The 11,660-nt window shown below is 70.6% G+C and carries 9 protein-coding genes; 3 read left to right on the top strand and 6 right to left on the bottom strand.

Annotation, left to right across the window (positions count from 1 at the left end; genetic code table 11):
* Positions 1-439: 439 nt before the first annotated feature.
* From guaA to CI089_RS09090, 5 genes are all read right to left on the bottom strand, one after another.
* Positions 440-2,020, bottom strand: coding sequence for a glutamine-hydrolyzing GMP synthase (guaA, locus tag CI089_RS09110; RefSeq protein ID WP_094261160.1), 1,581 nt, complete (start codon positions 2,018-2,020; stop codon positions 440-442).
* The gene (locus CI089_RS09105) at positions 2,017-2,538 is read right to left on the bottom strand and encodes a DUF3817 domain-containing protein (RefSeq protein ID WP_023954418.1); all 522 of its coding nucleotides are present in this window, start codon (positions 2,536-2,538) and stop codon (positions 2,017-2,019) included. The genes guaA and CI089_RS09105 overlap by 4 nt, the downstream gene beginning before the upstream one ends.
* A gap of 10 nt (positions 2,539-2,548) precedes the next feature.
* Positions 2,549-3,349 carry an SURF1 family protein gene (locus tag CI089_RS09100; RefSeq protein ID WP_094261328.1) on the bottom strand — a complete coding sequence of 267 codons (801 nt, stop codon included), beginning with the start codon at positions 3,347-3,349 and terminating at the stop codon, positions 2,549-2,551.
* A gap of 70 nt (positions 3,350-3,419) precedes the next feature.
* On the bottom strand, positions 3,420-4,538 hold the full coding sequence (locus CI089_RS09095; protein WP_023954414.1) for a GuaB3 family IMP dehydrogenase-related protein: 1,119 nt from the start codon (positions 4,536-4,538) through the stop codon (positions 3,420-3,422).
* Between the two features lie 57 nt (positions 4,539-4,595).
* Positions 4,596-6,284, bottom strand: coding sequence for an ABC-F family ATP-binding cassette domain-containing protein (locus tag CI089_RS09090; RefSeq protein WP_094261159.1), 1,689 nt, complete (start codon positions 6,282-6,284; stop codon positions 4,596-4,598).
* Positions 6,285-6,360: 76 nt separating this feature from the next.
* Here CI089_RS09090 and CI089_RS09085 point away from each other — a divergent pair, with 76 nt between their 5' ends.
* The gene (locus tag CI089_RS09085) at positions 6,361-7,470 is read left to right on the top strand and encodes an FAD-dependent oxidoreductase (protein WP_094261158.1); all 1,110 of its coding nucleotides are present in this window, start codon (positions 6,361-6,363) and stop codon (positions 7,468-7,470) included.
* 207 nt (positions 7,471-7,677) lie between these two features.
* Positions 7,678-8,511, top strand: a complete 834-nt coding sequence (locus tag CI089_RS09080) for an endonuclease domain-containing protein (protein ID WP_094261157.1) — start codon at positions 7,678-7,680, stop codon at positions 8,509-8,511.
* Between the two features lie 117 nt (positions 8,512-8,628).
* Here CI089_RS09080 and guaB read toward each other — a convergent pair whose 3' ends face one another.
* Positions 8,629-10,134 (bottom strand): IMP dehydrogenase, encoded by a 1,506-nt coding sequence (gene guaB, locus CI089_RS09075; protein WP_094261156.1) that lies wholly within the window; start codon positions 10,132-10,134, stop codon positions 8,629-8,631.
* Positions 10,135-10,385: 251 nt separating this feature from the next.
* Here guaB and CI089_RS09070 point away from each other — a divergent pair, with 251 nt between their 5' ends.
* The gene (locus CI089_RS09070; RefSeq protein ID WP_179223280.1) at positions 10,386-11,660 is read left to right on the top strand and encodes a branched-chain amino acid ABC transporter permease; all 1,275 of its coding nucleotides are present in this window, start codon (positions 10,386-10,388) and stop codon (positions 11,658-11,660) included.

The raw sequence follows: 11,660 nt of genomic DNA, 5'->3' as shown, positions 1-11,660 counted from the left end.
GCACGCTGTTGAGTTCTCAAGGATCGGACGCTCCCCCAACTGACCTCACAGCCAGCCCAGAGGGCAACTTCACAACCATACCCCACCCGCGACGCGCTTCGATCTGCCTGCGGAACGAGGTTCCGGCACAGTCGAGGACTGCTGTTCGGGGTGGAGGTTCCATCCTAGACGCAAGCGTCTTGTTCTCGCAAGAGGTTTGGGATGGGATTCGTTCTCCGCTTGAGGGGGCGTCGGCCTTCCGGCCCTTCGCTCTTCCCTGTGGGGCGAACGAGTAATAAGTTACGCGGCTCCCGGCATCGTGGCAAAGCGGCGCGACATCCCGGGCGTGTCGCGCGTCGCTCGGAGGCCCACGATCCCCGTCATGACGCGGAAAACGGCGGATGCCGCGGCTTGTTCGGCCGCGGCATCCGCCGTTCGCTGTGGAGCGTCGCTGGCGCGCTCACTCCCACTCGATCGTCCCCGGGGGCTTCGACGTGACATCGAGCACCACGCGGTTGACCTCGCGGACCTCGTTCGTGATGCGGTTCGAGATCTTCGACAGCACGTCGTAGGGCAGCCGCGTCCAGTCGGCGGTCATCGCGTCCTCGCTCGAGACGGGACGCAGGACGATGGGGTGGCCGTAGGTGCGACCATCCCCCTGGACGCCCACCGACCGGACGTCGGCGAGCAGCACGACCGGGCACTGCCAGATCTCGGCATCCAGTCCCGCCTTCGTCAGCTCGGCGCGCGCGATGGCGTCGGCGTCACGCAGGATCTCGAGACGATCAGCGGTGACCTCGCCCACGATGCGGATTCCGAGGCCGGGCCCCGGAAACGGCTGGCGTCCGACGATCGCCTCGGGCAGACCCAGTTCGCGCCCGATGGCGCGGACCTCGTCCTTGAACAGCGTCCGCAGCGGCTCGATGAGCTCGAACTGCAGGTCTTCGGGCAAGCCGCCGACGTTGTGGTGACTCTTGATGTTCGCCGTGCCGGCGCCACCGCCGGACTCCACGACATCCGGGTACAGCGTGCCCTGCACGAGGAACCGGATCGGCTCGCCGTCGGCGGCCGCCTCGGCCATCAGATCGCGCTCGGCCTGCTCGAACGCGCGGATGAACTCACGGCCGATGATCTTGCGCTTCTGCTCCGGGTCGCTGACGCCGGCGAGGGCCTCGAGGAACCGTTCGCGCGCATCGACCGTGATCAGTCGGACACCGGTCGAGGCGACGTAGTCGTTCTCGACCTGTTCCCGCTCGCCCTTCCGGAGGAGGCCGTGGTCGACGAAGATCGCGGTCAGCTTGTCACCGACGGCCTTGTGCACGAGGGCCGTCGAGACGGCCGAGTCGACACCGCCCGACAGCGCGGAGATCACCCGCCCCGAGCCCACCTGTTCACGGATCCGCTCGACCTGCTCGGCGATGACGTTGCCGCTGTTCCAGTCGGCGGGGAGCCCCGCCGCCTTGTGCAGGAAGTTCTCGAGCACGTTCTGTCCGTGGTCGGAGTGCTTCACCTCGGGGTGCCACTGCACGCCGTAGAACTTGCGCACGTCGTTGGCGAAGGCGGCCACGGGAGTGGCGGCGGTACGGGCGAGCACCTCGAAGCCCTCCGGAGCGCGCGACACCTGGTCGCCGTGACTCATCCAGACGTTCTGCTCGGCGGGCTGCCCCTCGAGCAGCGTGCCCTCCGTGACGATGGTCGCGTCGGTGGCTCCGTACTCGCGAAGGCCCGTGTTGGCGACCTCGCCGCCGAGGGTCTGCGCCATCACCTGGAACCCGTAGCAGATACCGAGTGTCGGAACCCCGAGATCGAACACGCCCGGATCGATGGCCGGCGCGCCGGGCTCGTACACCGACGACGGACCGCCGGAGAGGATGATGCCGACCGGCTCCTTCGCGGCGATCTCCTCGGCGGTCGCGGTGTGCGGGACGAGCTCGCTGTACACGCCCGCCTCACGCACACGGCGGGCGATGAGCTGGGCATACTGCGCGCCGAAGTCGACGACGAGGACAGGACGCTGCGACGTTTCGGTCTGTGTGGTCACCGGGTGCCTTCCGTGGCGGGGATGGATGCGGCTGCCTCAGCGGCTTCTCGCTCGGCGAGGTAGGTCCTCACCTCGCGTGCGACGCGGGCCTCCATGAAGAACGACAGGGCGGGAACGACACCGCCGAGCGCGAGCAGGATGAAGCGGGGGAACGACCAGCGCATGAGACTCCACACGCGGAAGCACGAGAACAGGTACACGACGTAGAACCAGCCGTGCACGACGAGGATCGCCAGCGAGACGTTGAATCCGTCGCCCGTCGAGAGCATCTCGCACGAGTTCGTCTGCGGCAGGAACAGCGACCACCACTCGCAGTCGGCGCCGGCGATCACCGGCGCGAACCACAGGAGGCCCCCCGAGCCGCCGGCGAAGAGCTCGGTGTGGATCGGGGTGTACTTCAGGATCATCTCCGCGAGCAGGAGCAGCAGACCGACACCCGTGATCACCGAACAGATCTGGTAGAAGCGCAGAGCGTTCCGGATCGCCGGGAACGTGGCGAGTTTCGGGGCGCGAGGCATGGCGTCCAGTCTAGTCGCGGCCCGGCGGGGCGCTTCCCGCGGCCGGGACGGCGGCGTCCTCGAGGTCTTCGAGCTCCTTCTCCCACGCGTCTTTCGCCAGGCGGTACCACATGTAGAAGGCGAAGCCGGCGAACACCGCCCACTCGACGGCGTAGAAGATGTTGAGCCAGTTGACGTTCGACCGCTCGTCGGGCGCCGGCGAGTGGATCGCGGTCAGGCCCCCGAACGGCTCCGCAGACGTGAGATAGCCGCGGTAGACGTCGAGTCCCGCGGTGTCGTGCCAGCGGCTGAGCAGCGCGGCGGGCGACATCCGCGTCATCTCCTGAGGATCGGCGCCGCGCCCGGGCAGCGCGGGGCCCTCGTCGGAGATGATGCGTCCCGTGAGGACGACATCCTGCGGCGGGTCGGCGTCGAGGGCCGCAGCCGCGGCATCCGCCTCGGCGCGATCGGCCGTCCACCCCACCGCGACGGCGAGCGAGGTCGGTTCGGAAGAACGGGCCGACTCGGGGTCGACGCGGAGCTGGCCCGTCACCCAGTACCCCTCCTCGCCACGATCGAACCGCGACGAGACGACCTCGAAGTCGTCGGCGACGAACGAACCGCGCACCTCGACGCGCTGACCCACGAGCGGCTCGGGCAGGTACGCACCGGGTTCGGTCACGTCGGCGAGGGGACGCACCTGCTCGGTCTGCCCCGGCGGCGGCGGCGAGGTGTCGACGGCGCGCGAGAGCTGCCACTGCCCGAGCCACGCGAACACCGCCGCCACGAGCAGGGCGAACGCGAGCATGCCGAGCCACCACGGGCGGAGCATGACCTCGCGCAGCGTCGGCGCGAACACGGGCGGCGCTGCGGCGGGCGGAGCGGGATCGATCGAGTTCATGTCACCGCACGCTGTACGGCGCCACCACGACCTCCACGCGCTGGAACTCCTTGAGGTCGGAGTAGCCGGTCGTCGCCATCGACTTCTTCAGTGCGCCGATGAGGTTCGCGGTGCCGTCGGCGACCGGGGCCGGGCCGTAGAGCACCTCTTCGAGGGAGCCGACCTGCTCGACCGCCACGCGGCGGCCGCGCGGGAGCTGAGCGTGGTGAGCCTCGGGCCCCCAGTGGAATCCCTGACCGGGAGCATCTGTCGCACGGGCCAGGGCGACCCCCAGCATGACCGCGTCGGCACCCATCGCGAGCGCCTTGACGATGTCTCCGGAGGTGCCGACACCGCCGTCGGCGATGACGTGGACGTACCGTCCGCCCGACTCGTCGAGGTAGTCGCGACGTGCTCCGGCGACGTCGGCGACGGCGGTCGCCATCGGAGCGTGCAGGCCCAGCGTCGCGCGCGTGGTGGAGGCGGCACCGCCGCCGAAGCCGACGAGCACGCCCGCCGCACCGGTGCGCATGAGGTGGAGGGCCGCCGTGTAGGTCGCTGCGCCGCCGACGATCACCGGGACGTCGAGGTCGTAGATGAACTTCTTGAGGTTCAGCGGTTCGTCGACGCTCGAGACGTGCTCGGCCGACACCGTCGTGCCGCGGATGACGAACAGGTCGACGCCCGCGGCGACGACGGTCTCGTACAGCTCCTGCGTGCGCTGCGGCGTCAGCGAGCCGGCGACCGTGACGCCCGCCGCGCGGATCTCGGCCAGGCGGTCGCGCACGAGCTCGGGCTTGATCGGCTCGGCGTAGAGCTCCTGCATGCGTCGCGTCGCCGACGCGTCGGGCAGCCCGGCGATCTCGGCGAGCAGCGGCTCGGGGTCGTCGTACCGCGTCCAGAGGCCTTCGAGATCGAGGACGCCAAGTCCGCCGAGCTGACCGAGCATGATCGCCGTCCGCGGGCTGGTGACCGAGTCCATCGGGGCGCCGAGCACCGGGATCGAGAACTGGAAGGCGTCGATCGACCAGGCGGTCGACACGTCCTCGGTGTTGCGGGTGCGCCGCGAGGGCACCACAGCGATGTCGTCGAACGCGTAGGCCCGACGGGCGCGCTTGGCGCGGCCGAGCTCGATCTCCATGGTCACCCCTCCAGCCTACCGGCCGGTCCGGACACGACAGCCGGACCGGCCGTGCGCTCAGCGAGCGCGGGCGACCCGCTGCTCGTCCCAGACCGCCTCGCTCGACTCGTAGACGCGGCCGTCGCCGCCGAAGACGACGAACCGGTCGAACGAGCGCGCGAACCAGCGGTCGTGGGTGACCGCGAGCACCGTGCCCTCGAACGCCGCGAGCGCGCGCTCGAGCGCTTCGGCCGACGTCAGGTCGAGGTTGTCGGTGGGCTCGTCGAGCAGCAGCAGCGTCGCCCCCGAGAGCTCGAGCAGCAGCACCTGGAACCGCGCCTGCTGACCGCCCGACAGGCTGTCGAAGGTCTGCTCGGCCTGGCGGACGAGTCCGTAGCGGTCGAGCGCCGAGCTCGCGGCATCCCGCGGCATCCCGGCTCGGCGGTCGTCGCCCCGGTGCAGGATCTCCAGCAGCGTGCGGCCGGTGAACTCCGGATGCCGGTGGGTCTGGGCGAACCAGCCCGGGACGACCCGCGCACCGAGCGTCACGGTCCCGGCGTGCGCGACGGGCTCGAGCGCGGAGCCGACGGCCGTGACGTGCCCCAGCAGAGCGTCCGGCGCCGTGCCGCCGGCGGCGAGAAGACGCAGGAAGTGCGACTTCCCCGAGCCGTTGGAGCCGAGCACCGCGACCCGGTCGCCGAACCAGACCTCGAGATCGAACGGTTGCATGAGGCCGACGAGTTCCAGCCCGTCCGCCACGACCGCGCGTTTGCCCGTGCGCGAGCCGCGCAGCCGCAGCTCGAGGTTCTGCTCCGGCGGACGCTCCTCGGGCGGCCCGGCATCCTCGAATCGGCGCAGACGCGTCTGGGCGGCCCGGTAGCGCGACGCGAACTCGTCGCTGGCCGCCGCCTTCGCCTTCATCTCCGCGACGAACCGCTTCAGCTTCGCGTGCTCCTCGTCCCACCGGCGGCGCAGCTCGTCCAGGCGCGCCATGCGCTCGTCGCGGGCGCGGTGATAGGTCTCGAATCCCCCGCCGTGGACCCAGGCGGTGCTGCCCGCTCCCCCGGCCTCGAGCGTCACGATGCGATCGGCGGCGCGGGCGAGCAGCTCCCGGTCGTGCGAGACGAGCAGGACCGTCTTCGCCGTCTCGCGCAGCCGCTCCTCCAGCCAGCGCTTCCCCGGGACGTCGAGATAGTTGTCGGGCTCGTCGAGGAGCAGCACCTCGTCGGGCCCGCGGAGCAGCGCCTCGAGAGCGAGCCGCTTCTGCTCGCCGCCCGAGAGCGTCGTCAGCTCGCGGAAGCGCGCCCGCTCGAACGGCACGCCGAGGGCCGCCGTCGTGCAGGTGTCCCACACCGTCTCGTACTCGTAGCCGCCCGCATCCGCGTAGTCGGCGATCGCGGCGGCGTAGCGCATCTGGGTGTCGAGCTCGTCGGAGGCGATCACGGCGTTCTCGGCGTCATCCAGCTCACGGGCGGCACGGCGGACGCGATCGGGCGCGACCGAGATGAGCAGGTCGTGGACGGTCTCACCGGCGCCGCCGTGCCCGACGAACTGGTCCATGACCCCGAGGCCGCCGTCGATCTGGACGACACCGCCGTGGGCCGCGGCATCCCCGCGGATGATGCGCAGCAGCGTCGTCTTTCCCGCGCCGTTCTGACCGATCAGCGCGGTCGTCGATCCCGCGCCGACGCGGAACGTGACCTCGTCGAGCAGCGGTCTGCCGTCGGGGAGGGTGTACGACACACCCTGGATGTCGAGCGATCCCATCGTGGACCGGGCCTTTCCGCTCCACTGCGGAGCCGACCAGGCTATCGCACGCCGGGGCGGATGGGATGCTGGCGGGATGACACGCATCGTGATCGTCGGCGCGGGCATCATGGGCCTCGCCACCGCGTGGGCCCTCGTCCGCCGCGGCGAACGTCCTCTCGTCCTCGAGCGCTTCGGGCGCGGACACACCCACGGCGCTTCGCACGGCGCGACGCGGAACTTCAACAACGCGTACGCCGACGCCCACTACCTCGATCTGCTGCAGCGCGCCCGCGACGGGTGGGACGCTCTCGGCGAGGTCGACGGCGAGCCGCTGCTGCGGCGGCATGGGCTCGTGACCCACGGCGTCGGCGGCGACCTCGGCGGCGCCGCGGACGACGCCGACGGGCTCGAGACGATCGCGCGGAGCCTCGGCGCGCGCGGCATCCCCGCCGAGATGCTCTCGGCTGTGGAGGCGGGCGCGCGCTGGCCGGGGATGCGGTTCGAGACCGACGTGCTGTACTCCGCGGATGCCGGCGTGGCGCGGGCCTCCGCGGCGATGCTCGAGCTCGAGCGGCGCGTGCAGGGCGGCGGCGGCGAGGTGCGCTGGGGTGCGCCTGTCGCCGGCATCGACGATCTCGGCGAGCGCGGGGCGCGCGTGCGGCTGGCCGGCGGCGAGGTGGTGGCCGACGTCGTCGTCGCGACGGTCGGCGCCTGGACCGAGCGCCTGCTGCCCGGCATCCGTCTGCCGCGCCTGACGGTGACCGAGGAGACCCCGGCGCATTTCGCGCCCGCCGCGGGCCCGTGGCCCTCGTTCAACCATCGGCTCGACCCCGAGCGTTACCCGGCGCCGGTGTACGGGATGCCGACGCCCGGCGAAGGGGTCAAGGTCGGGTTCCACCGCGTCGGGGACGTCGTCGATCCCGACGAGCGCCCGCACCGGGTGACGCACCACGAGACGCTCGTCGAGTACGTGCGGGAATGGATGCCGGGGCTCGACCCCGACTCGGCCGTGCACCTGTCGTGCACCTACACCTCGACCGACGACAGCGCCTTCGTGCTCGATCGCGTCGGCTCGGTGGTGGTCGGCGCGGGGTTCTCGGGCCACGGCTTCAAGTTCGCCCCGGGCGTCGGCGCGACCCTCGCCGACCTCGCGCTGGATGCGACGGCGCGCGCGGCCGCGCCCTTCCGGCTGCCGGCGGGGTGAGCCCGGGTCGGGCGGACTGCGCAGCGGAGGGGATCAGCGCAGCGGAGGAGGCGCGAAGCGCGAACTCCCTCCCTGGCGCAGAACTCCTCTCGTAGGGGTGAGAAACCCCGTGGCGGGCTTTCCTCCCCTGGGCCCATCTGCGGGCGGGCATCCCCAAACCGCTGCGGAACCTCACCCCGGAGGCGGCGCTCGGCCGAGCATCAGAGGATGGATGGAAGCCACCTCACGTCGTGGATGCGGCGAAACGGCGGGGTCGCTCGGACCACCGCACTGCACGACGCCGGCGCCTCGCGGCATCGCGTACAGACCGCCGTTGCGACGGGGGCTCTGCTCCGCGTGCGCCGTGGATGGGTCGCGCTCCCGGACGCGGACCCGGAACTCCTCGCGGCCGCGCGTCACGGCGTCGTCATCGCGTGCATCAGCGCAGCGCGGCGACTCGGCCTGTGGGTCCTCGAAGAGGACCGACCTCATGTCGCGGCGCCTCCACACGCGGGCAGAGCCCCCACCCGGCGAGCGACTGTGCACTGGCACACGCCCGCCGTGCCGCGGCATCCGGATGCTCTCGTCGACAGCATCGAGAACGTCCTGGTGGCCGTGGCCCGATGCCAGCCGCTCGAACCCGCTCTCGTGATCTGGGAATCCGCGCTGCGACGGCAGCTGACCTCGCGCGAGGTGCTGGGCCGGCTCGACCTGCCGCCGGCCGGGCGGCGACTGTGGGCTCAGGCGTCGCCCTACTCCGACTCCGGTCTCGAGACGATGCTTCCGCTACGGCTCCGCTGGCTCGGGGTGCCCCTCCGGCAGCAGGTGTGGCTGCTCGGTCGGCCGGTCGATCTGCTCATCGGGGAGCGCCTCGTCGTGCAGATCGACGGGGGCCACCACGTGGGGCGTCAACGCGCCGCCGACATCGAGCACGACGCACGGCTGATGCTGCACGGCTACCACGTCATCCGTGTCACCTACGCCCAGGTCGTCGACGACTGGCCGCACGTGCACGGCCTCATCGCGACCGCCGTCACCCAGGGGCTGCACCGTGCGAGCTGATGTCAGGCGCCGCCCCTTCCCGGCGCACAAGAGGAGATCTGCAAAACAGAGGGCGGCCGCCGCGTGACGGGCCTCCGATGTGCAGATCTCCTCCGTATGCGCTCCAGCGCGCGCGGGTCAGCGCTTGTAGTTGGGCGCCTCGACCACGATCTGGACGTCGTGGGGGTGCGACTCCTTGAGGCCGGCCGAGGTGATGCGCACGAACTTGCCGCGAGCCTTCAGCTCTTCGACGGTGCGGGCGCCGACGTAGAACATCGACTGACGCAGGCCGCCGATGAGCTGGTAGGCCACGGCCGATACGGGGCCGCGGTAGGCGACCTGCCCCTCGATGCCCTCGGGGATGAGCTTGTCGTCGCTCGGGACGTCGGCCTGGAAGTACCGGTCCTTCGAGTACGAGGTCTTCTTGCCGCGGGTCTGCAGCGCGCCGAGCGACCCCATGCCGCGGTACTGCTTGAACTGCTTGCCGCCCTGGAAGACGATCTCGCCCGGCGACTCGTCGGTTCCGGCGAGCAGCGACCCGAGCATGACCGAGTCGGCGCCGGCGACGAGGGCCTTGGCGATGTCGCCCGAGTACTGCAGACCGCCGTCGGCGATGATCGGGATGCCGGCTTCGCGCGCGGCCAGCGACGCCTCGTAGATCGCGGTGACCTGGGGCACGCCGACACCGGCGACGACGCGCGTGGTGCAGATCGAGCCCGGGCCGACGCCGACCTTGACGGCATCCACACCCGCGTCGATGAGCGCCTGGGCGCCCTCGCGGGTCGCGACGTTCCCGCCGATGACGTCGATGTGCTCGAAGGATGCATCCGCCTTCAGGCGCTTGACCATGTCGATGACGCCCGCCGACTGGCCGTTCGCGGTGTCGACGACGATCACGTCGACACCGGCGTCGCGGAGAGCCTCGGCCCGCTGCCATGCGTCACCGAAGAAGCCGATGGCCGCGCCGACGCGCAGTCGCCCCTGGTCGTCCTTCGTGGCGAGGGGGTACTTCTCGCTCTTGTCGAAGTCCTTGATCGTGATGAGACCGGCGAGCTTGCCCTCCTCGTCGAGGAGCGGGAGCTTCTCGACGCGGTGGTGGGCGAAGAGCGCGATGACCTCGTTCGCCCCGATGCCGACGCGACCGGTCACGAGGTTCTCGCTCGTCATGACGTCGCGCACCTTGGTGGTCTGCCGCTCGAAGCCCGAGACGAAGCGCATGTCGCGGTTCGTGACGATGCCGAGCAGGTGCCCCTCGTCGTCGACGACCGGCAGGCCCGAGATGCGGTACTGCCCGCACAGTGCGTCGACCTCCTCGATCGTCGCGTCGGGCGTCGTCGTGATCGGGTCGGTGATCATGCCCGACTCGCTGCGCTTGACCCGGTCGACCATCGCCGCCTGCTCCTCGATGGAGAGGTTGCGGTGGATGATGCCGATGCCGCCCTCCCGCGCGATCGCGATCGCGAGGCGCGCCTCGGTGACGGTGTCCATCGCGGCCGACAGCAGCGGGGTGGCCACGGTGATGCGCCGCGTCACGCGCGACGACGTATCGGCCTCGGACGGGATGACGTCGGTGTGCCCCGGCAGGAGCAGGACGTCGTCGTAGGTGAGGCCGACGAATCCGAACGGGTCGTTGTAGTCGCTCATGCGCACTCCTTGGAAGTCTCAACGATTCTAAGCGCCCGGCGCCGCGCGGCATTCCCGCGCCCGAGATCCGCGAAACGACACACCGCATTCGTTGTTGCGCACCGGAAACACGCAAGCAACAATCAGCGCATACGTTCAGGTGTCGCCGAAGCCACCAGCAGAACCGGTACCTCTCGGCGTTCGTCCACTTATCTCAGGAGGTGCCAGTGGCGATCACTTCGATGACGCGCGCTGCTCGTCGCCCGAGGCGCATGTTCTCGACGTTGATCGCCGGCCTCCTGGCCGTCGTGGCGTTCCTGGGCATCGCCTCCCCCGCCCTGGCCGCAGGAGACGACGCCGAGTCGTTGCCCTTCACGATCGCGGGCAACGTCCGCACCGGTGGCGAACCCGTGGAAGGGGCCACCATCGTCGTGACCGGCGGCGACTTCGAAGCCGAAGGCGAGACGAACGAGAGAGGCAGCTTCTCGATCGGCGTCCCGACGAAAGATGTCGCCTACACCGTCGAACTCGTCGAGGACAGCCTCCCCTCGGGGGTGACCGTCCCGGAGGGCTTCGAATCGACGATCGAGGTGGAGTTCGGCGCGACGAGCACGATCACGCGCAACTTCACGCTCGAGGCGGCCGAACGGCAGACGACGAGCTTCGTCGACCAGCTGCTCTCCCGCGCCGTCAACGGCCTGAACTTCGGCCTCATGCTGGCCCTCGCCGCGATCGGCCTCTCGCTCGTGTTCGGCACGACGGGCCTGTCGAACTTCGCGCACGGCGAGATGGTCACCTTCGGAGCGCTCGCCGCCCTGCTGTTCTCGGCCGGGTTCAGTCTGCCGATCTGGATCGCGATCCCGTTGGCGGTCGCCGTCTCGGCGCTGTTCGGCCTGACGATGGATGCCGGCCTCTGGCGACCGCTGCGACGCCGCGGCCTCGGCACCGTGCAGCTCATGATCGTCTCGATCGGTCTCTCGCTCGCGCTGCGCTACATCTTCCAGATGTTCGTCGGCGGCGGGACGGCCCAGCTCCCCGGCGGCTCGACCTCGGTCATCCCCGGCCTCGGCCCGATCCGCCTCACCCTCACCGACGTGATCAGCATGGGCGTCTCGCTCGTGGTCATCGCCGGCTTCGCATGGTGGCTCATGCGCACGCGGATCGGCCGTGCGACGCGGGCCGTCTCGGACAACCCGTCGCTCGCCGCCGCCAGCGGCATCGACGTCGACGCAGTGGTCCGGGTCGTCTGGGTCGTCGCCGCGGCGCTCGCCGGCCTGTCCGGGGTGCTGTGGGCCTACTTCCGGCCGGGCATCAAGTGGGACATGGGCACCAGCATCCTGCTGCTCATCTTCGCCGCCGTCACGCTCGGCGGTCTCGGCACCGCGTTCGGCGCGCTCGTGGGCGCCATCATCGTGGGGCTCCTCGTCGAAGTGTCGACGCTGTGGATCCCCTCCGACCTCAAGTACGTCGGCGCGCTGGTCGTGCTGATCGTCATCCTGCTGTTCCGCCCGCAGGGTCTCCTCGGGCGCCGAGAGCGAATCGGATAG

This window comes from Microbacterium sp. Yaish 1 (assembly GCF_002245215.1).
GTDB lineage: Bacteria > Actinomycetota > Actinomycetes > Actinomycetales > Microbacteriaceae > Microbacterium.
Note: the sequence above shows the minus strand (reverse complement) of the source record. Positions and strands in the feature narration are given on the sequence as shown.

Excerpts from the sequence above, each read along its gene's own strand:
- guaB (WP_094261156.1), bottom strand. The coding sequence starts at position 10,134 with ATGAGCGACTACAACGACCCGTTCGGATTCGTCGGCCTCACCTACGAC.
- CI089_RS09085 (WP_094261158.1), top strand. The coding sequence starts at position 6,361 with ATGACACGCATCGTGATCGTCGGCGCGGGCATCATGGGCCTCGCCACC.
- CI089_RS09070 (WP_179223280.1), top strand. The coding sequence starts at position 10,386 with ATGTTCTCGACGTTGATCGCCGGCCTCCTGGCCGTCGTGGCGTTCCTG.
- CI089_RS09080 (WP_094261157.1), top strand. The coding sequence starts at position 7,678 with ATGGATGGAAGCCACCTCACGTCGTGGATGCGGCGAAACGGCGGGGTC.
- CI089_RS09105 (WP_023954418.1), bottom strand. The coding sequence starts at position 2,538 with ATGCCTCGCGCCCCGAAACTCGCCACGTTCCCGGCGATCCGGAACGCT.
- CI089_RS09090 (WP_094261159.1), bottom strand. The coding sequence starts at position 6,284 with ATGGGATCGCTCGACATCCAGGGTGTGTCGTACACCCTCCCCGACGGC.
- CI089_RS09095 (WP_023954414.1), bottom strand. The coding sequence starts at position 4,538 with ATGGAGATCGAGCTCGGCCGCGCCAAGCGCGCCCGTCGGGCCTACGCG.
- CI089_RS09100 (WP_094261328.1), bottom strand. The coding sequence starts at position 3,349 with ATGCTCCGCCCGTGGTGGCTCGGCATGCTCGCGTTCGCCCTGCTCGTG.